The sequence below is a fragment of the Rhizobium sp. AP16 genome (assembly GCF_000281735.1).
In the GTDB taxonomy this organism is placed as follows: Bacteria; Pseudomonadota; Alphaproteobacteria; order Rhizobiales; family Rhizobiaceae; genus Rhizobium; species Rhizobium rhizogenes.
Map to the genome: position 1 here is coordinate 235,653 of NZ_AJVM01000065.1, position 20,444 is coordinate 256,096.

Annotated in this window: 18 protein-coding genes; 8 read left to right on the forward strand and 10 right to left on the reverse strand. The window is 58.9% G+C overall.

The annotated features are described in order from the left end of the window. Window positions 1-56 precede the first annotated feature (56 nt). Together PMI03_RS19225 and PMI03_RS19230 are read right to left on the reverse strand one after the other, a co-directional pair. Complete coding sequence (locus tag PMI03_RS19225; protein WP_007696459.1) at window positions 57-884, reverse strand: TolB family protein; 828 nt, start codon at window positions 882-884, stop codon at window positions 57-59. A 30-nt stretch (window positions 885-914) separates the two neighbouring features. Continuing rightward, window positions 915-2,594 carry an NAD+ synthase gene (locus tag PMI03_RS19230; RefSeq protein WP_007696461.1) on the reverse strand — a complete coding sequence of 560 codons (1,680 nt, stop codon included), beginning with the start codon at window positions 2,592-2,594 and terminating at the stop codon, window positions 915-917. Window positions 2,595-2,783: 189 nt separating this feature from the next. Here PMI03_RS19230 and PMI03_RS19235 point away from each other — a divergent pair, with 189 nt between their 5' ends. The 4 genes from PMI03_RS19235 (at window position 2,784) to PMI03_RS19250 (ending at window position 6,003) form a co-directional block, all read left to right on the forward strand. Next, window positions 2,784-4,712 carry an LTA synthase family protein gene (locus PMI03_RS19235; RefSeq protein WP_007696464.1) on the forward strand — a complete coding sequence of 643 codons (1,929 nt, stop codon included), beginning with the start codon at window positions 2,784-2,786 and terminating at the stop codon, window positions 4,710-4,712. A gap of 83 nt (window positions 4,713-4,795) precedes the next feature. After that, window positions 4,796-5,332 (forward strand): DUF1003 domain-containing protein, encoded by a 537-nt coding sequence (locus PMI03_RS19240; protein ID WP_007696466.1) that lies wholly within the window; start codon window positions 4,796-4,798, stop codon window positions 5,330-5,332. Between the two features lie 81 nt (window positions 5,333-5,413). Beyond that, window positions 5,414-5,677 carry a CopG family ribbon-helix-helix protein gene (locus tag PMI03_RS19245; RefSeq protein ID WP_007696469.1) on the forward strand — a complete coding sequence of 88 codons (264 nt, stop codon included), beginning with the start codon at window positions 5,414-5,416 and terminating at the stop codon, window positions 5,675-5,677. Window positions 5,678-5,733: 56 nt separating this feature from the next. Next, window positions 5,734-6,003, forward strand: coding sequence for a type II toxin-antitoxin system RelE/ParE family toxin (locus tag PMI03_RS19250; RefSeq protein ID WP_309574433.1), 270 nt, complete (start codon window positions 5,734-5,736; stop codon window positions 6,001-6,003). Between the two features lie 28 nt (window positions 6,004-6,031). On the opposite strand, the gene PMI03_RS19255 is transcribed toward PMI03_RS19250, so the two are convergent. The 5 genes from PMI03_RS19255 to rpiA all read right to left on the reverse strand — a co-directional run bounded on the left by PMI03_RS19255 (window position 6,032) and on the right by rpiA (window position 10,986). Then, window positions 6,032-6,457 (reverse strand): GFA family protein, encoded by a 426-nt coding sequence (locus tag PMI03_RS19255; protein WP_007696471.1) that lies wholly within the window; start codon window positions 6,455-6,457, stop codon window positions 6,032-6,034. 158 nt (window positions 6,458-6,615) lie between these two features. Further along, on the reverse strand, window positions 6,616-7,989 hold the full coding sequence (locus tag PMI03_RS19260; protein WP_007696473.1) for a class II 3-deoxy-7-phosphoheptulonate synthase: 1,374 nt from the start codon (window positions 7,987-7,989) through the stop codon (window positions 6,616-6,618). A gap of 149 nt (window positions 7,990-8,138) precedes the next feature. After that, entirely contained in the window at window positions 8,139-9,524 is a 1,386-nt protein-coding gene (gor, locus tag PMI03_RS19265; protein ID WP_007696474.1) for a glutathione-disulfide reductase, read from the reverse strand. Window positions 9,525-9,698: 174 nt separating this feature from the next. Then, a complete protein-coding gene (locus tag PMI03_RS19270; RefSeq protein WP_007696476.1) occupies window positions 9,699-10,271 on the reverse strand; it encodes a DUF2059 domain-containing protein in 573 nt (190 codons plus the stop codon). Between the two features lie 13 nt (window positions 10,272-10,284). Continuing rightward, window positions 10,285-10,986, reverse strand: a complete 702-nt coding sequence (gene rpiA, locus PMI03_RS19275; protein ID WP_007696477.1) for a ribose-5-phosphate isomerase RpiA — start codon at window positions 10,984-10,986, stop codon at window positions 10,285-10,287. A gap of 198 nt (window positions 10,987-11,184) precedes the next feature. On the opposite strand from rpiA, the gene PMI03_RS19280 reads away from it, so the two are divergent. Continuing rightward, window positions 11,185-11,859 (forward strand): HAD family hydrolase, encoded by a 675-nt coding sequence (locus tag PMI03_RS19280; RefSeq protein WP_007696478.1) that lies wholly within the window; start codon window positions 11,185-11,187, stop codon window positions 11,857-11,859. A gap of 80 nt (window positions 11,860-11,939) precedes the next feature. Here the strand turns inward: PMI03_RS19280 and PMI03_RS19285 are convergent, their stop codons facing one another. Next, window positions 11,940-13,841 carry a murein L,D-transpeptidase gene (locus tag PMI03_RS19285; RefSeq protein WP_007696479.1) on the reverse strand — a complete coding sequence of 634 codons (1,902 nt, stop codon included), beginning with the start codon at window positions 13,839-13,841 and terminating at the stop codon, window positions 11,940-11,942. Between the two features lie 412 nt (window positions 13,842-14,253). Between PMI03_RS19285 and fumC the strand changes: the two genes are divergently transcribed. From fumC to PMI03_RS19300, 3 genes are all read left to right on the forward strand, one after another. After that, a complete protein-coding gene (fumC, locus tag PMI03_RS19290; RefSeq protein WP_007696480.1) occupies window positions 14,254-15,645 on the forward strand; it encodes a class II fumarate hydratase in 1,392 nt (463 codons plus the stop codon). A gap of 195 nt (window positions 15,646-15,840) precedes the next feature. Then, window positions 15,841-17,448 (forward strand): fumarate hydratase, encoded by a 1,608-nt coding sequence (locus PMI03_RS19295; protein WP_007696481.1) that lies wholly within the window; start codon window positions 15,841-15,843, stop codon window positions 17,446-17,448. A 194-nt stretch (window positions 17,449-17,642) separates the two neighbouring features. Beyond that, on the forward strand, window positions 17,643-18,710 hold the full coding sequence (locus PMI03_RS19300) for a GGDEF domain-containing protein (RefSeq protein WP_007696484.1): 1,068 nt from the start codon (window positions 17,643-17,645) through the stop codon (window positions 18,708-18,710). Window positions 18,711-18,764: 54 nt separating this feature from the next. Here PMI03_RS19300 and PMI03_RS19305 read toward each other — a convergent pair whose 3' ends face one another. Then, window positions 18,765-19,373, reverse strand: a complete 609-nt coding sequence (locus PMI03_RS19305; protein WP_007696485.1) for a pyridoxamine 5'-phosphate oxidase family protein — start codon at window positions 19,371-19,373, stop codon at window positions 18,765-18,767. 57 nt (window positions 19,374-19,430) lie between these two features. After that, a complete protein-coding gene (locus tag PMI03_RS19310) occupies window positions 19,431-20,405 on the reverse strand; it encodes an alpha/beta hydrolase (RefSeq protein WP_007696487.1) in 975 nt (324 codons plus the stop codon). Window positions 20,406-20,444: the final 39 nt, after the last annotated feature.

The following is a 20,444-nucleotide window of genomic DNA, read 5'->3' on the forward strand; positions in this document are numbered from 1 at the left end:
TGCGCCCTGAGAACGTCCAAAGATTTATAACGGAGCGTACGCCCTGTCCAGAGCGATCACGCCGGCTCGTAGCGGACATAGGCGAACTCATCGCCATCGGGCGACCAGTTCGGCACATTGATACTTCCCTGCCCGCCGAAAAGCTCGAACAGCGTCGTGAGGTTACCACCATCCATGTCCATCAACCGCATACGAACATTCAGATCGCGCGGATGATCGAAGACATCGGGATCGTAGGAAATCAGCAGGACTTTGTCATTCCTGGGCGATGGATGAGCGAACCAGTTGCCGTAATTGTCGCTTGTCACCTGCTGGAGACCTGTGCCGTCAGGATGAATGCGCCAGATCTGCATCAGGCCGGTGCGGCTGGAGTTAAAATAGATCCATTGCCCGTCGGCGGAATAGTCCGGCCCGTCATTACGGCCTTCGCCATGCGTCAGCCGCGTCTCCTCGCCGCCATCGACCGAAATCGTGTAGATGTCGAAGACGTTGTTGCGGATACCGCAATAGGAAAAGTGTTTTCCATCAGGCGACCAGCCGTGCCAGTAGGACGGCAGATTGGTCGTCACCTGCCGTGGTGTCCCGCCTTCGGCCGGCAGGACATAGATGCAGGACTTGCCATGCTGGGTCTTGTCGGAGATAGCAATCAGCGAGCCATCCGGTGAAATGCCGTGGTCGTTGTTGCAGAGCGTTGCAAAGCCGGTATCGACCTGAACGGGCTCGGCTTTACCATCAAGGGCGAGCCGATAGAGCAGCCCATCGCCGTTCAATAGCAGATAGCGCCCGTCGGGCGAGAAATTCGGCGCTTCGATCAACGTCTCCGTCTGCCAGACGATTCGGTTTTCACCGGTGCGGATATTGTAGATTTCGACCGAACTGCGCATTGCTTCTCCACTCGCCGGATGGCGTCGCGATCAACGATCGCGGAATCGGTTGGTGATAGGATAGCGCCGATCGCGACCGAAATTCTTGGTGGTGATCCTCACGCCCGGCGCCGACTGGCGGCGCTTGTACTCGGCAAGATAAAGCAGATGCTCGATCCGATGGACCGTCGCGACATCATGCCCCCGCGCCACGATCTCGTCGACCGCCATTTCCTTTTCCACCAGGCACTCCAGAATGTCGTCCAGCGCCGGATAGGGCGGCAGCGAATCCTGGTCGGTCTGGTTCGGCCTGAGTTCGGCCGACGGCGCCTTGTCGATGATGTTGTAAGGGATCACCTCGCCCGATGGGCCAAGCGCCCCCGGCGGCACATGAAGATTGCGCCAGCGCGACAGCGCATAGACCTGCATCTTGTAGAGATCCTTGATCGGGTTAAAGCCGCCGTTCATGTCACCATAGAGCGTGGCATAGCCGACCGACATTTCCGACTTATTGCCGGTGGTGACAACCATCGAGCCGAACTTGTTGGAGATCGCCATCAGGATGGTCCCGCGCGCGCGGCTCTGCAGGTTTTCCTCGGTGATGCCGCTTTCGGTGCCTTCGAACAGATCCGCCAATGCCGAGGTAAAGCCCGTCACCGGCTCCTCAATCGGCACAATATCGTAGCGGCAGCCTAGCGCCTTGGCGCAATCGGCCGCATCCTTCAGCGAATCCTCCGACGTATAGCGGTAAGGCATCATGACGGTACGCACCCGCTCCTCGCCGAGCGCATCCACCGCAATCGCCGCACAGATGGCCGAATCGATGCCACCAGACAGGCCGAGCACGACCGATTTGAAGCCATTCTTGTTCACATAATCGCGGAAGCCCAACAGGCAGGCACGATAATCAGCCTCCTCGCCTTCCGGAATATGCGCCATCGGGCCTTCGCTGCAATGCCAGCCATCGCCGTTCTTCTTCCAGGTCGTCACCGCCAGTGCGGTTTCGAACTGACTCATCTGGAAAGCCAGTGTTTTGTCGGCGTTGAAAGCAAAGCTCGCACCGTCGAAAACATACTCGTCCTGGCCGCCGACCTGAGCTGCAAAGACGAGCGGCAAGCCCGACTCGATCACCTGACGGAGCACGACCTGATAACGAACATCGACCTTGCCGCGATAGTAAGGTGAACCGTTCGGAACCAGAAGAATTTCCGCGCCGCTTTCAGCCAGCGTTTCGCAGATGCCGAGATCGTTCCAGATCTCTTCGCAAATGGGAATGCCGATCCGCACGCCCCGAAAATTGACCGGCCCGGCAATCGTCCCTTCGTCAAAGACCCGCTTCTCATCAAACTCGCCATAATTCGGCAGATCGACCTTATCCCTGACGAAGATGATCTTACCGTCGTCAAGCACGGCAACAGAATTGTAGCGCCCCGTCTCGTCCTGGCGTGGAAAGCCGATGATGACGCCCGGTCCGCCATCGGCGGTATCGGCGGCAAGGCTTTCCACAGCCTTCTGGCAGGCGCGGATGAAGGCCGGTTTCAGCACCAGATCTTCCGGCGGATAGCCGGAAATAAACAGCTCCGTAAACAAGACAAGCTGCGCGCCCTCGCGCGCCGCCTCGGCCCGGGCTTCACGCGCCTTCGCAAGGTTGCCGGAGACATCGCCGACCGTCGGATTGAGTTGCGCGACAGCGATGCGGATGGTCTGGGTGATGGGGCTTTGCTGTGTCATGCCATATATTTAACGACGGCGCCCCCGTTCCGCAACAACCTTTGGCGGCCTTCGCGTGCGAAAGATGGCGGCGCTCGCATGAGCGGTATTTTGTCACCGGAAAATACTAAGTCAGCCTTGCGGTTCATCCGGCATTCATGACAAAGGAGTGACACTTCTGTGAAACCTTAGTAACATACGGAGAGATCGGTGATCGCCCCGGTATCCAGTCCCGCATTGGCAGGCAAGCCCGCCATTCTTCAAAAGCTTGGCACGGCGAGACAGCAATCGGCGGTTCTGCGCCAGCTTCTCAGCCTTTTGCTGACCTTCCTGTCCTCGCTGCTGATCGTCATCGCGGTCGAGTGGGTCGCGCGCGGCGAACTGACGGATGTCCCGGCCTATTTGTTTTCCGCCAATCAGCCTGCCTTCACCACCGTCGGCATCGTCATGCTGCTAATGCTCGTGCTCGACGCGCTATTCGGCCGCGCGCATCAGTCGATATTGGTGGTCGCACCCCTGGTCCTCATCCCGGCCTTCCTCTCCAACCAGAAACAGCATTATCTCTCCGATCCCCTCTATCCCTCGGATTTCCTGTTTGCGCGCCAGATCATGGAGCTCATGCCGGTGATGGTGCGCGAGCGGCCATGGACCGCCGTCGCGCTTGCTTTCGGCATCATCGCCCTGGTCGCCGCCCTCGCCCTTCTCTGGTGCTATGCCTGGCGGCATGCCGCGACGCTTTCGCGCAAGGCGAGGGTCATGCGGCTCTCCGTCTGCCTGCCTCTGGCAGCCCTCTTCGTCTCGCAGATGGACGCGACGCAATATTCGTTCATCCGCGAGAAATTGCGCATCATCCCCATCGTCTGGGATCAGAAGGAAAATTACAGCTACAACGGCTTCATCATCGCCTTCTCGCTGAACCTGCCGATGGCAGATGTCAAAGTGCCGGCGGGTTATGGGCCGGATGCGATGGACGCCATTCCCGCCCGCAATTACGGCTATCTCTCCGGTCCGCGCCGAAAGCCCGACGTCATCATGCTGATGAGCGAATCCTTCTGGGATCCGACCCGGCTTTCCAACCTGACCTTCACGCCGGACCCGATGCCGACGATCCGCGCGGCGCAATCCGGCCATGTCTTCTCGCCGGAATTCGGCGGCATGACCGCCAATGTCGAGTTCGAGGCCCTGACCGGCTTCTCCAACGCCTTCCTGCCCTATGGCAGCATTCCCTACCAGCAATATGTCCGCAAGCCGATGCCATCGCTTGCCACCTTCTTCCGGGGTCAAGGCTATGCAGCGCGCGCGCTCCATCCGTTCAGCGGCTGGTTCTGGAACCGCAACGAAGTCTACAAGGCCTTCGGCTTTGAGGAATTCCACACCGAAGACACCATGCCGCCGATGGAAAAGCGCGGCATTTTCGCCTCCGACGACTCACTGATGAAAGAAATCATGCACGAGGGCGACGAGATGGACCGGCCGTTCTTCTTCTTCGCCGTCACCCTGCAGGGCCATGGCCCCTACGAACCGAACCGCTATGCCGAAAACACCGTCGATATCAAGGGAGACCTGACGGATGCCGACCGCGATACGCTCGCGACCTATGCGCAAGGTGTTCACGAATCCGATCAAAGCCTGAAGATGCTGATGGACTGGGCCGCCAAGCGCGACCGCGAGACGATCATCGTTCTCTGGGGCGATCATCTGCCGCCGCTCGGCAGCGTCTATCCGAACACCGGCTACATGCCCGAACAGGTGGCATCTAGAAAAGCGCCGCTCGACATCATGAAGCGGGAGCACGAAACGCCGCTGGTCATCTGGTCGAGCAAGAAGGGCGTGCGCAAGGATGTCGGCACGATCAGCCCGTCGCAGCTACCCTATCATATCCTCAAGACCGCTGGCTACGAGCATCCGTTCTACACCGGCTTTCTCGGCCGGGTGCAGAAGAAGTACAGCATCGTCGATCGCTATCAGCTCGCGACGCGCGACAACCAGACCTTTCCGGATTGGTCCCGCAACGAGCAGAACCTCGACCCCATGATGCGCGACTACCGCTATTTGCAGCATGACATGATGTTCGGACGGGAATACGGCCTCGACCGCTTCTTCCCGTCGCATGCCTGGCTGGTCAACCAGGGCAGCTAGGCTGCGACCCTTTTCACGTTGCATTTCCATCGGGCAGTCGAATACTTGGCACTCAAAGGCGATCGAGTCCTTGGAGTGTTCCCATGTATAATCTGCCCAATTTCGTTCATCAGCATTTCGACAAGACAGCCGAGGAGTTGGGCGAGGTCGAAAAGCGCGTGCTGAAGAAGGCACATGAACGCAAGATCGTTTCCACCGACATCAATGCTGCCTTCTCCGCCAAAGCCTCTTATGGCGAACGCCTCGCGGACGGCATCGCCCGCGTCGGCGGTTCCTGGTCCTTCATCATCTGTTTCCTGCTGTTCCTGGTCGTCTGGTGCATCGTCAACACCATCGTTCTTCTCACCCGCGCCTTCGACCCCTACCCCTTCATCTTCCTCAACCTCGTCCTCTCCATGATCGCCGCCATCCAGGCCCCGATCATCATGATGTCACAGAACCGCCAGACCGAGCGTGACCGCTTCGAGGCCGCCAAGGATTACGAGGTCAATCTCAAGGCCGAACTCGAAGTCCTGTCGTTGCACCAGAAGATCGACCTGCAGGTACTGACAGAACTCGTGGCGGTGCGGGAAGAAGTCGCGAAGTTGAGCAAGCTTGTGGCGGAGAAGAATGGGAACTGACAAGGAAGCCGTTGCCTCGTCCTCAAAAATTGACTTTCAGCGCATCCCCTGTATTTTGTAATACAGAAGGAGATAAAGTTGATGAAAAATCAAAGTGGACTTTCGGATCCTATTACTCTCCGAGTTCCCGTTGACATCCTGGCCGAGATCGAAGAGATCGCCGATGTCTGCGAGCGGACGCGTAGCTGGGTCTTTGTGCGGGCGCTCAAATCCTATCTGGCGGCCGAGGGTCGCGAGGTACTGGAAATTGCAAAGGCTCGCCGCGATATGGTAAACGGCGAAGCATATGATCTTGACGATGTCATCAGCGAAGTAGCGAAGGTCGTCAAAGGGGTCGCCGCTTGAAAAGAGTTCGCCTTTCGGCTGGCGCCAGAGCCTATATCAAGTCGGAAGCGTAATACCTGAAAGATAGAAGTCCTGCCGCGGCTCTCCGCTTCCTCGACGATCTGAACAGACTCAAGACAAATTTGATTCTTTTTCCTCAGATGGGTTTTCGAAGCGACGAACTGCCAATCCCCGGGGTTTTGCGATTTACGATGGGAGATTATCTCATCGACTACGAAATTGCCGATGATCTGATAGAGATCAGAGCCATTCACCACGGTCACCAAAGACCTCCGGGTCTCCCGATCGATGATGATTTCGACTACGAAAATGGCGATTCAGAATAGCTCAAAAACTTGACGGCACCGTGCTTGATCAGTCAGACGGCCCCGCAGTCAGCAGCCCCGGTCGTCCTTGCCGATATTGCGGCAGCCCATCGTCGATCTCGTAGAAATCACCCTTGTCGGCGCAATAGATGTGGTAGGCGAGTTTCAGCTCGCTCGGCTGATCGAACAGCCCGGCCATGATCGAGATATTGTCGGAACTGTCCGCCAACCAGAAAAGCGCCGAACCGCAGACGCGGCAGAAACCTCGGCGCGCGAAGGAGCTGGCGCGATACCAGGTGATCGCCTCTTCTCCTTCAATGGTGATGTTGCCGCGAGGCACGTCGGTTGCGGCGTAATAGAGCCCGGTCTGCTTGCGGCATTGCGAGCAATGGCAGGCAACAACCTCCCGTAATGCGCCGTGTGTCTTGAAACGTACGGCTCCGCAAAGGCAGGCGCCGGTGTGTTCGTCATTCATGCTGATCCCCTTCGTTTCCCCGCAATCTTGACGAGGACGCCACCAGCGTCAAACGCAAAGAAATGAAACAATCTTCAGCCGGATTGATTGCGAAAGCACAAAAGCAAACGGGCCGGTTTTGAGCCGGCCCGTGACAGTAACGATCTGATTATCCAGGATCAGCCGTGCGCTGCCAGACGCTTCTCGTCGCGGCCGCCCTTCATGCGTTCGGCGAGCAGAAAAGCCAGTTCCAGTGCCTGATCGGCATTGAGACGTGGGTCGCAATGCGTGTGATAGCGATCCTGCAAATCCTCGGCACCAACGGCACGGGCGCCGCCCGTGCATTCGGTCACGTCCTTGCCGGTCATCTCGATGTGGATGCCGCCCGGATGCGTGCCCTCGGCACGATGGATCTGGAAGAAGCTTTCGACTTCCGACAGGATACGCTCGAACGGCCGGGTCTTGTAGTTGTTGAGCGTGATCGTGTTGCCGTGCATCGGATCGCAAGACCAGACGACCTTGCGGCCTTCCTTCTCGACAGCGCGAATGAGGCGCGGCAGGTTGTCGGCGACCTTGTCGTGGCCGAAACGGCAGATCAGCGTCAAGCGACCGGCTTCGTTGGCAGGGTTCAGGATGTCGATCAGATTGAGCAGATCGTCCGCCTGCAGCGAAGGGCCGCACTTCAAGCCGATCGGGTTCTTGATGCCGCGGAAATACTCGATATGCGCGTGATCGGCCTGGCGCGTACGGTCGCCGATCCAGAGCATATGACCCGAGGTCGCATACCAGTCGCCCGAGGTGGAATCGACGCGCGTGAAGGCCTCTTCGTAGCCGAGCAGCAGCGCTTCATGGCTGGTGAAGAAATCGGTCTCGCGCAGGCTCGGATTGTTCTCCGAGGAGATGCCGATCGCCTTCATAAAGTCCATGGTTTCGCTGATACGGTCGGCCAGCTTGCGGTAGCGCTCGCCCTGCGGGCTGTCCTTGACGAAACCGAGCATCCACTGGTGGACGTTTTCGAGGTTGGCATAGCCGCCCATCGCAAAGGCGCGCAGCAGATTGAGCGTCGCCGCCGACTGGCGGTAAGCCATCATCTGGCGTTCCGGATTGGGGATGCGCGCTTCTTCATTGAATTCGATGCCGTTGACGATATCGCCGCGATAGCTCGGCAGCGACACGCTGCCCTGGGTCTCGATGCCCGAGGAACGCGGCTTGGCGAACTGGCCGGCGATGCGGCCAACCTTAACCACCGGCAGCTGAGCACCAAACGTCAGAACGACGGCCATCTGCAGGAAAGCGCGGAAAAAGTCGCGGATCGTGTCGGCGCCATGCTCGGCAAAGCTTTCGGCGCAGTCGCCGCCCTGCAGCAGGAAGCCATTGCCTTCGGCAACATTGGCAAGGTGCGCTTTCAGACGGCGAGCCTCACCGGCAAAAACGAGCGGCGGATAGCTAGCAAGCTGCGCTTCCGTTGCCGCCAGCGCCGCCTGGTCCGGATATTCCGGCACCTGCTGGATCGGTTTTTGCCGCCAAGTGCTCGGTGTCCAATTCTGTGCCATCTCACTCACCTGTTTTCGCGCCTGGTCTCTTCGCCAAGTGCCCGTCGCCGTAAATTGTGCGCGCTTATAAACCTTTGCCGGCCACTTGCAAAGGCGAACCAACTATTCGGCAGGTCTTTTGTGCGCCGGGGAATTACTATCCCTATTGCTTACACGCGCTCGCCGTTGCGGATGCGGTAGCTTGGGGAATACATCGTCACCAATTCTTCGGCAGCCGTCGGATGAACGGCCATGGTGCGATCGAAATCTTCCTTGGTGCAGCCGGCCTTCAGGGGAATGCCAAGCAGCTGCGCCATCTCGCCGGCATCGTGGCCGAGAATATGCGCGCCGATGACCTTGCGATCGGCGGCGTTGACGATCAGCTTCATGATCATCTTCTCGCTGCGGCCGGACAAGGTCGCCTTCATCGGCCGGAACTGGGCGCGGTAAACCTCGAGTTCCGGATAACGCTTCGCGGCATCCTCCTCGGTCAGGCCGACCGTACCGATCTCCGGCTGCGAGAAGACGGCGGTTGCGATCAACTCATGATCCGGGCGGGTCGGATTGTTCTTGTAGACGGTCTCGATGAAGCACATGGCTTCATGGATCGCCACTGGCGTCAGCTGTACCCGATCAGTGACATCTCCAAGCGCATAGATGTTCGGCACCGATGTGCGTGAATATTCGTCGACGACGATGGCGCCTTGTTCATTCATCGCCACACCGGCCGCCTCGAGCCCGAGATCTCTCGTATTCGGCGTGCGGCCAAGTGCCAACATCACCGTGTCGACAGTCAATGCCTTGTCGTTCTTCGTCCGGACGCTGAGACCCGCTTCCGTCTTCGTCACGCTCTCGATGATGTCGTGGCAAAGGATGCGGATGCCCTTGGCCTCCATGGCCTCATGCAGGCCCTTGCGCAGGTCCTGATCGAAGCGCGACAGGATCTCCGCGCCGCGATAGATCAGCGTCGTCTCGACACCAAGCCCATGGAAGATGTTGGCGAATTCCACTGCGATATAGCCGCCGCCGGCGATCAGGATCGACTTCGGCAGTTCGTCCAGATGGAAAGCCTCGTTGGAGGAAATGCAGAATTCATGGCCGGGCAAGGCCGTGTGCAAGTTCGGCGTCCCGCCGGTCGCAACAACGATCGTTTCCGCGGTGACGGTCTTGCCGGTCTTCAGGAGACGGATCGTATGGGCATCGACCAGCTCGGCGCGCGTATCGAAGATCTCGGCCTTGGCGTTGTCGAGCCCCTTGCGATAAAGCCCCTCAAGCCGCTCGATTTCCTTGTCCTTCGCCTCGATCAGCTTCTTCCAGTCGAAACTGCTCTCCCCGACCGTCCAGCCGAAGCCGGCGGCATCCTCGAAATGCTCGCTATATTGCGAGGCATAGACGAAGAGCTTCTTCGGCACGCAGCCGCGGATAACGCATGTGCCGCCGTAACGATATTCCTCAGCTATGCCGACCTTCTTGCCGAGCGACGCGGCGACGCGCGCACTGCGCACGCCCCCGGAACCGCCACCAATGACGAAAAGATCGAAATCAAAGGAAGACATCGGATACTCCTGCGGAAATAAGGGCGGCGCACGAAGCGCTCATGGGGGTCGGCACTGATATAGGATCTCGACCTACAAAAAGAAAAGCCCGGAACGTTATCCGGGCTTTTAAATTCCGAGAGCTCGAATTGCGCGACCCCAAAAATTCGGATGGGATCACGACAAAAGTCGAGCTTACTTCTTGGTTGCAGGGGCCGGGGCCGGCTGGGCGCCGGTCGTAGCGTCGGTTGGCACGGGAGCGATCGGCGCCTTTACCACCTTCTGCAGAGCGTCGCTGCTCTGGTTGGCGAGATCACGCGAGATGCCCTGCCCCCAGATGTCGGCCGCCTTGTAGAGTTCGCGCAAAGCAACCGGGTTGTCCTGCAGGAATTTCTTGCCGGTTGGCGAGGTGAAGAATGCGGCGATAGAGTTGAGCTCTTCGGTCGTAAATGCCTTCGAGTATGTTACGGCGGCTTCACGCTCCAGATCAGCGCGACGCGGCGCAAGCGCAAGTGCGGTAGCGTCGACGGACGAGTTGATGGCATCGCCGAAGTTCGGATTCGCCTGAATCATCGTGCTCTTCAGCTGTTCGGCGAGGTTCGGCAGGATGTTGTCGAACTGGTTCGTGACGCCGAGCGCGTTGATCGCGGCACGAGCGGCCTTGATCTGCTCTTCCGAGACTTCCTGTGCACTGACGGAGCCGAGCGCGATACCAGAAAGAACGATGGTTGCAGCGGCAAAACGGCCAAGACCCGCAATTTTGATCATGAGTTCAGTGCTCCTATGTATTGTTCGCCTGCAACGTGCGTGCGCCGGAGGGACCGGCAATAATCGCAAGTGTCGCCATGTTGATAAAGAGCCCGTGTTCGACAACACCGGGAATCGAATTTAGCGCAATCGACAGCGCCTCTGCATCAGGAATACGGCCAAAAGATGCGTCGATGATGAAATGCCCGCCGTCGGTCACGAAGTTGCCGTCTTCCGATTGGCGCAGGTTGAGCGCGCCGGAAAGGCCAAGGCGGGCGGCCGTCTTCTCGATCTGGATACGCGTGGAAACGAGGCCGAACGGGTTCACCTCGATCGACAAAGGAAAGGCGCCAAGCGTCTGAACAACCTTGCTTTCGTCGGCAATAACGATCATCCGCTGCGACGAGGCCGCGACGATCTTTTCGCGCAACAGCGCACCGCCAGCCCCCTTGATCAGCCGTAGAGCGCCGTCTACTTCGTCAGCACCGTCGATGGTGAGATCGAGTTCGGGAAGTTCATCGAGCGACTTCAACGGCACGCCGAGCTCGACGCAGAGCCGGGCTGTCCGCTCGGAGGTCGGAACTCCCTCGATCACGAGGCCAGCCGCCACCTTCTCGGCGAGCAATCGCACGAATTCCTCGGCCGTGCTGCCCGTACCGATCCCGAGCCGCATACCGCTCTCGACATAGGCCAGAGCCGCCCTTGCGGCCTCAATCTTCATTTGGCGGGCGTCCATACGCCACCTGCTCCCGATTGTTACGTTGGGTGCTGTTTACACGGCTCTCCGGGCAAACGAAAGCCAAAATAACGGCCTCACATAGAAATCCCGGGCCATATTCGAAGCGGCTCGCGGCGCCATTAGTTGCAATTGCCGGCTCGATCTTCTAACTCCGAACGACTTGCTTTTCTCTTCTGTTCCAAAGGCTGATTCCTGGTGAAATCTCCCCTTGTCGTATTCGATCTCGACGGCACCCTGCTCGACACCCATGCCGATCTCGTCGCCAGTCTCAATCACACGATCGACGCGCTCCATCTCGCGCCCGTCAGTTACGACGACCTGACTCATCTTGTCGGCAATGGCGCGCAGGTGATGATCGAACGTGCTTGCAAGCTGCGGGATTATACGCTTGCTCCAGAGGAGTTGCCGGCACTTCTTCAGCGCTTCATCACGCATTATAGCGAGACGATGCCGGGCCTGACCGAACCCTATCCCGGCCTGTTGGCTGCCATGGATGCATTGAAGGGCCAAGGCTACAAGCTGGCGGTCTGCACCAACAAGATGGAATCTCTCGCCCGCACGCTGCTCGAGAGGCTCAATCTCACCCATTATTTCGAAGCCATCACCGGAGGGGATACCTTCCCCGTTCGCAAGCCGAATGCCGATCATCTGATCGGCACCGTGGAGCGCGCCGGCGGCGACCTCAGCCGCACCGTCATGATCGGCGACAGCATCAATGACATCCTCGTCGCCCGCAATGCCGGCGTCCCCTCGATCGCCGTGCCTTTCGGCTATTCCGACGTCAGCGTGGAGAGCCTCGGCCCAAGCCGCATCATCAGCCATTATGACGAACTGACGCCGGCGCTGGTGCAGGGGTTGCTTGCCGCCTGATCCAAAGCGGATTTTTTGAGCGGATAAGAAAAAGGCGGCCCAACGGACCGCCTTTTCTGTGTTCAAATATCAAACTGCAATCAGATCTGCGCCGTGCGGGACTTGGTGGTCGCGTCGAGCGCCTTTTGCGTTGCCGCGTCGCGATCGTAGACATCGTTGAAATACTGCACGACGCCGTCCTTGTTCGGCCAGGCGGTGAAGTAGGCGATATAGATCGGCACCTTCTGCGGCACGGCCACGGCCTTGTTCTGGCCGCCAGCAATCTGCTTTGCAACATCCGCAACTGTGGTGTTCAGCACGGCAGCAGCCATGGCGCGCGGATCGGCAAGGCGGACACAGCCATGGCTGAGGGCGCGCATATCCTTCTTGAAGAAGCTCTTCTGCGGTGTGTCATGCATGTAGATCGCATGCGAGTTGGGGAAGAGGATCTTCAGCTCGCCCAATGCATTGTCGCTGCTCGGCGGCTGGCGCACCGCGACGCTTTTGGTCGAGCCGTACCAGTCAACGCTGGACGAAGCGACAGCGCGGCCACCGACCTCGACCTGATAGCCCATGCGGTCGAGATAGTTCGGGTCGGCGCGCAGCTTCGGCAGCATCTCGTTGATGATGATCGACTGCGGAACGCCCCAGAACGGATTGAACTCGACCGTCTGGATCTGATCCTCGAAGAAGAAGGTCTGATGCTGCTTGCCGCCGACGACAACGCGCATCGACAGCTGTTCCTGATTGTTGTTGTGGTAGTAGACCATGAAGGCCGGCTGGTTGATCAGGACGTAGCGTGAGCCGAGTTCGTTCGGCAGCCAGCGCAACTGCTCCATGGCGATAACCAGCTTCTGGATCTTCGCGTCACTGTTTTCACCGACCATGGCGCGGACCGAAGACTGGCCGATGACGCCATCGGACGTCAGACCCTTCTCCTTCTGGAAGTCCTCGACCAGCGCCACGAGATCCGGGGTATAATCCGGCGTCCCCTGATAGGAGGCGAGCGTGGCGGCGTGAGCCGTCTTCAGCACATCGGAGCCGCGATGCTGGATCGCCTTGACGATGTTGGTCATTTCCGGCGAGCTGCCGCCCGGCTTCAGAATACCGGTCAGCGAAATGGAGATATTGCTGCCATTGGCGCTGCTTACGCCCTTGAGCTTGGCAAGCTCAGCCTTCAGCTCCGTGAACTGCTGGTTCGAAGGGCTGCGGCTATTGAGATAGGCGGCGGCATCCGGGCTTGCGCGCAAGATGCCAAGCACCGGCATCAGATTGACGTCCTTGCGCTTGAAGTCGTGATAACCGGAGATCTTGTTCGGGTCGAGACGGCCGCGCACCGTGTCCTGAACGAACATCAGCACCTTGCTGGAGAGCGTCAACTCGAACTGCATCAGGGCGCGGTCGCGCATTTCCTGATCGACGCTCGACTGTTCGAAATTCGGCGGCGTCACTGCGTAATCGGCAGGATCGAGGCCAACGGAGGCAGCATCGGCAAGAACCGCCAGAGCAGCCTTTGCCTTGTCGTTGATGGCATTATCGGCAACCCAGACCAGCGGCTTGCTCTGGTCGGCATAATAGGACTCAACTGCCTTGGCGACGTCATTCGTGGCCATGACGCGAACTTCGGTCAGATGATGGCGCTGCGACGCGCTCGAATCCACGGCAACCGGAGCGGCCGAAGCATCTGCGACGGCGCCGGTCACCACCGGGTCCGCGAAACGATTGGACGCAATCAGCCGCAAGGCTTCGGGTTTGTAGGTATAATATTGCGGGGCATCAACCTTGGGCAACGGCCCTTTCGGCTGCGCCGACTTGGGAGCAACAATGCTCTCCTGCGCTGGATTGGCTGTGACCGGAGCGGAGACTTGCGTGCTCTGCTGACGTCCCTGGCCTCCACGAATGAAGTCCATAAGGGTCATCGCGTTCGCGGATGTCGCGCCGACGGCGGAGATGCAGCAGGAAAGCGCCAGGACGGATGCTGCGGCTTTGGTGACAAGTTTCATTCTCTAATCAGTCCCCGTGTCATGCTCTAGCCTCAAGACAGACGGTGCTGTTTTCAAATCGGCCACGATGTTCCTAACATCGTTTAACCATCAAAATGAAAACGACCAGCCCCGCCTTTTGTTCAACGCCTCAACTTCGTGTGAGAAAGCAAAGGCGCGCTTCGCGATTTAATTCACACAAAATTATGAAATTATTGGTTAATTTTTTATTGAATTTTCCTGCGGTTTTCACGCGTCTATAAGCACATCGCAAAGAATATCCGCCGAGCGTGTCAAAAAGAACACGCCCTACCCTGTGGGTTAAAAACATGATGAATTTCGTCATGAAATACGCGCACCAGCTGTTTTCTTGGGCGCCATTCGGACCTATATGGCAACTATCTTTTTCAACGGAAAAGCAGGATCTGAGATCATGACCTCCACCCGCACCGAAACCGACACGTTTGGCCCGATCGAAGTGGCAAGCGACCGCTATTGGGGCGCACAGGCACAGCGCTCGCTCGGCAACTTCAAGATCGGCTGGGAGAAGCAGCCATTGTCGATCGTCCGCGCGCTGGGCATCGTCAAGCAGGCAGCCGCCCGCGCCAATGTGGAGCTCGGCCAACTGGATCCCGCTCTCGGTAAAGTGATCGCCGAAGCGGCACAGGAAGTCATCGACGGCAAGCTCAACGAGCATTTTCCGCTGGTCGTCTGGCAAACGGGCTCCGGCACGCAATCGAACATGAATGCCAATGAAGTGATCTCCAACCGCGCGATCGAAATGCTTGGCGGCGTCATGGGCTCCAAGAAGCCGGTGCATCCGAACGACCACGTCAATATGAGCCAGTCGTCGAACGACACCTATCCGACGGCAATGCATATCGCCTGCGCCGAGCAGATCGTCCATCACCTGCTGCCAAGCCTGCGACATCTACATGCTGCTTTGGAAAAGAAGGTCGCCGACTTCGCTCATATCATCAAGATCGGCCGCACTCACACGCAGGACGCCACGCCGCTGACGCTGGGCCAGGAGTTTTCCGGCTATGCGGCCCAGGTCGCCTCGGCCATCAAGCGTATCGAACTGACGCTGCCGGGTCTCAGCGAACTCGCCCAGGGCGGCACGGCGGTCGGAACCGGCCTCAATGCGCCGATCGGCTTTGCCGAAAAGGTGGCCGACGAGATCGCCAAGATTACCGGCCTGCCCTTCGTCACCGCGCCGAACAAGTTCGAGGCGCTCGCTGCACATGACTCGATGGTCTTCAGCCATGGCGCCATCAACGCGGCGGCGGCCGCCCTCTTCAAGATCGCCAACGACATCCGCCTGCTCGGCTCCGGCCCGCGCGCCGGGCTCGGCGAGTTGTCGCTGCCGGAAAACGAGCCTGGTTCCTCGATCATGCCGGGTAAGGTCAACCCGACTCAGTGCGAAGCCCTGACGCAGGTCTGCATCCACATCTTCGGCAACAACGCCGCCCTCACCTTCGCCGACAGCCAGGGTCATTTCGAGCTCAACGTCTACAACCCGATGATGGCCTATAATTTCCTGCAATCGGTGCAACTGCTCGGCGACGCCGCCGTCTCCTTCACCGACAATTGCGTCGTCGGCATCGAGGCACGCGAGGACAATATCAAGGCGGGCCTGGAACGCTCGCTGATGCTGGTCACCGCGCTCGCTCCGAAGATCGGCTACGACAACGCCGCCAAGATCGCCAAGACGGCGCACAAGAACGGCACGACCTTGAAGGAAGAGGCTCTGGCGAGCGGGCTTGTTTCCGCCGAAGACTACGATGCGATCGTTCGGCCGGAGACGATGATCGGGCCGAAGTAAGTTCTGGAACCAAGATCGAGCTTCCGGCAGGCAGTCGGAAGCTCACATCGCTTGAAGATTGATTGTCCATCAACACAGCAATCTCCTGTTTTGAAATTCCAGCGTAGTAACCAATCAATTGCATTTGAACCTTGCCGGATTTAGACCGTTTCCAAACGTCTCTTCCGCCACTTCAAGGCATTGAAAGGTCCACGCATGGCTGACGATCTCTTTCCCCTCGGTGCAGACGCCACTCCCTATCGCAAGATTTCCGGCGATTACGTCTCTGTCGATACGTTCAAGGGCCAGGATATCCTGACCGTCGATCCCGAGGGCATCCGGCTGCTTGCCGAGACCGCTTTCGCCGATATCAACCATCTTCTGCGACCCGGCCACCTCAAGCAGCTCGCCTCTATTCTCGAAGACCCGGAGGCGACCGACAACGACCGCTTCGTTGCCTACGATCTGCTGAAGAACGCCAATATTGCCGCCGGCGGCGTGCTGCCAATGTGCCAGGACACCGGCACGGCGATCATCATGGGCAAGAAGGGCCGGCGCGTCTGGACCGAAGGCGGCGACAGCGCAGCCTTAGCCAAGGGCGTGCTTGATGCCTACGAGAAGAAGAACCTGCGCTATTCGCAGCTCGCGCCGATCAAGATGTTCGAAGAACAGAACACCAAGAACAACCTTCCGGCCCAGATCGATATCTACGAGGAGGGCACCGACGCCTACGAATTCCTCTTCGTCGCCAAGGGCGGCGGCTCGGCCAACAAGACCTTCCTCTATCAGGGCACGCCGTCGCTGCTCACCCATGACCGCATGTTGGATTTTCTGAAAGAGAAGATCCTGACGCTCGGCACGGCTGCTTGTCCCCCCTATCATCTGGCGATCGTCATCGGCGGCACGTCGGCCGAGATGAACCTCAAGACGGTCAAGCTCGCCTCGACGCGATACCTGGACTGTCTTCCCACGGAGGGCTCCGAAAGCGGGCATGCCTTCCGGGATATCGAGATGGAAAAGGAAATCCACAAGCTGACGCAGAGCCTCGGCGTCGGTGCGCAGTTCGGTGGCAAATATTTCTGCCATGACGTCCGCGTCATCCGCCTGCCCCGCCACGGCGCCTCCCTGCCGATCGGCCTTGGCGTCTCCTGTTCCGCCGACCGCCAAGCCAAGGGTAAGATCACCCGCGACGGCATCTTCATCGAGCAGCTCGAAACCGATCCGTCGAAATACATGCCCGAAATCGATGAGGCAAAGCTGTCCGAATCGATGGTCCGAATCGACCTCAACCGGCCGATGGCCGATATCCTCGCGGAACTCTCGCGCCATCCAGTGAAGACCCGGCTGTCGCTGACCGGCACCATCATCGTCGCCCGCGACCTGGCGCATGCGAAAATCCGCGAGCGCCTGGAAAAGGGCGAAGGCATGCCCGAATATCTGAAGAATCACCCGGTCTATTATGCCGGCCCGGCCAAGACCCCGGCGGGCTATGCTTCCGGCTCCTTCGGCCCGACGACGGCCGGGCGCATGGACAGCTATGTCGACCAGTTCCAGTCCTTCGGCGGCTCGATGGTCATGCTCGCCAAGGGCAACCGTTCACGCGCTGTGCGCGAGGCCTGCAAGACGCACAAGGGCTTCTATCTCGGCTCCATCGGCGGTCCGGCAGCGCGCCTCGCTCAGGACTGCATCAAAAAAGTCGAGGTACTGGAATATCCGGAACTCGGCATGGAAGCAGTGTGGAAAATCGAAGTGGAAGACTTTCCCGCCTTCATCGTCATCGACGACAAGGGCAACGATTTCTTCCAGGAGCTCAATCTGGGCTGACCACTTTTACCGGAATAGAGCGAAGGAAGGCGCCATTTGGCGCCTTCTTGCTAAGTATATATCTATATGAAAGCAATTAATTCTGAATCTTAGATTGCAAATAAAATTTGATAATAATTGCCTTATTTCTTTTCAAAGATTCTTAGGCTAAGTAAAGTTAGTGCTTTCATGAATTGATATTATGGAGTTCGCCGATGAATACGGTGATTGCGCCCAAGGCGCAAGTTCCCGACGTGGCAGGACAGATTACCTATGCCATGCGGTCCATGGGTGTCGCCCCCATCCCGCGGAATTATGAACTGTTCTATGAAGCCTATATCGGCTCCAATCCTGTCCTGACCCGCGAACTCGCCGCCCTCGGCAGCAACGCCACGCAAGAAGAGCTGGACGCAATCAGCGCGCGGCATTTCGCCCGCCATTCCGGTCGTATTTTCGATGAGGCTCATACCCGCATCATTACCGAATTGGATGGCGTGTTGCGCGCGCTTCAGCAAGAGCAGACCTCTCTGGAAAGCTACAACCGGCTGCTTGGCGAAACCTGCCAGCGCATCATGTCCAAGAATCACAACAGCGTTGACCTGTTGCGCGGCGCCATCGACATCCTGACCGAAGCGACCGGCGACACCATGGCGCACGGTGAGCGGACCGTCGAGAACGTCAACCAGCGCAGCCAGGAAATGGACCAGGTCCGCAAGGAGCTGGACGAATACAAGCGCATCGCCAATACCGATGCGCTGACACGCCTCTCCAATCGCCGTGCCTTCGACGACCGCCTGGCGGCCGTTTTCGACAACCAGATGGCCAGGCCCGTGACGGCGCTGGTGCTGGCGGACATCGATCATTTCAAGAAAATCAACGACAACTACGGTCATCCGGTCGGCGACAAGATCCTGGCAACCGTCGCCTCCGTCATCCGCGCCAACGTCCGCCGAGATGCCTTCGTCGCGCGTACCGGCGGCGAGGAGTTTGCTCTGATCCTCGAAGGCTATACGCCTGATGACGCGCTGGCGACCTGCGAACGCATCCGTCGCGCACTAGAGGCAACGCCGTTCAAGAATTCACGCACCAGGGTGAATTATGGCCCGATCACCATCTCACTGGGTGTCTGCATGGCCTCCGACGCCACGGATCCTGGCGAACTCTACGGCAAGGCGGATATCGCGCTCTATTCCGCCAAGAATGCCGGTCGCAATTGCAGCTACGTCTATCAGAACGGCATGCAGAAAGACTTCGCGAAAAGTTGGCTTATCTACAAGACATAAAATCGAGGCCAACGGCCGCCGGCACCATTCCTCTGGAGACGCCGGCGGCTTTCATTACCACATGCTCTTGGCGGCGCGCACCGGCCATTCGCGGTCATAGGTTTCCTGGTCGAAATCGCCCTTCGCCGCCTTCAGCAACATGCCGGGCGTCGGCAGGTTCGCAGGATCGATGAACCTCTCAGTATTCCAGAGCTCCGCACGCATCACCGCCCGCGCGCACTGAAAGTAGACCTCATCGATGGTGATCACCACGACGCTGCGCGGATGCTTGCCATCCATCTCGAAGCTGGCCAGCAGGTTTTCCTCGATGGAAACGACCGCGCGGCCATTAAGTCGCATCGTCGTGTTCGAGCCCGGGATCAGGAACATCAGCGCAATACGGGGATCGCGGACGATATTGGCCAGCGAATCGACGCGGTTGTTGCCGCGCCAGTCGGGAAGCAACAGCGTCTTGTCGTCCTCTACCCGCACGATGCCGCCGAGATCGCCGCGCGGCGAGCAATCCAGCCCTTCCGGACCGACCGTTGCCAGCGCCATGAACGGTGAGGCCTCGATCATCAAGCGATAAAGCGGCGTCAGAGCATTCGTCACCTTGGCGGTCGCGGCCTCGCCGGCACCGCCATAGAGTTCATTCAATTCTTCAACGGAAGTAATGATCTTCATGTTGCCTCACGTCTTTTCGAACCGGATCCGGTGGATTAGGCACAAGGCATGACGTGGCTATGACACGCGCCGCGCTCGATTCCGGGAAAACGATATCACCGTTTCACCGTCGGTTTCGAGCGCATTTTCGTCTCCGTTTGCAGTTTGCGCCTCCGCCAGGAATTCGCCGATCGCCTCCAGCACCGGAGCGGCGCCGACGATGCGGCGGTGGCCGAAACCGTTAGCCCAGAGCATGCGAACATCGCCGCCCACCTTCTCATAGGCGCGGGCATGGTCTGCACTGACCTCCTTGTCGTCCTCGGCATGAACGACCAGCATCGGCCTGCCGAGATCACGAACGCCACGCCCTGCATCATAGTCCTTCAATGGTCTGCCGGTGACCCGGCCAACCTCCGCCTCAAGCGCCATCTGGGTCTTCGGGTTGAGTTCCATCAGCCCGCCAAAATCGGTGAACAGCCAGCCCATCGCGCTCGGAGCACCGATCAGCACCAGCCGCTCCGGCAGAACCGGCTCAACACCCGGTAAGAAGCCTGCCGCCGCCAGCGCGACGGAAGCTCCGCCGAAGGAGTGACCGATGGTCGCATCAAAGGCGCCAAACCGCTCCGCCGCCGCGGCGATGGCGGAAACGGCAAGGCGCAGATTAAGGAACCGCCCCGGCGAACGACCATGGCCCGGCAAATCGAGCGCGATCACCTCGGCGCCTGTATCAGCGAGGAAAGCAGCCAGTTCCGACATGTATTCGCTGCTGGAACCCCACCCATGGACGACCAGATAACGCTCACGTCGGCCCTTGGCACCGCCGTTGAAGCGATAGGCCATTGCCCGCCCTCCGGGGAAGGACAACATGATCGCCTCGGCGGAAGCAAGCCGTGCCCTGCCCTCGGCATGAGCGGCCTTGGCCTTGGCGCCTTGGGGCAGACGCGACGGCGTCAGGCAAAAGAGCTTGAAGGCAGCCCGACCGGCAAGCCTTGGCGAAACACGACTGAGGCTGGATAATCCCAGCCGGGTGACCTTGAGCGCAAAGGATGGCATAGTGGGAATCTCAAAATATGTTCAACTATGAACAATAAA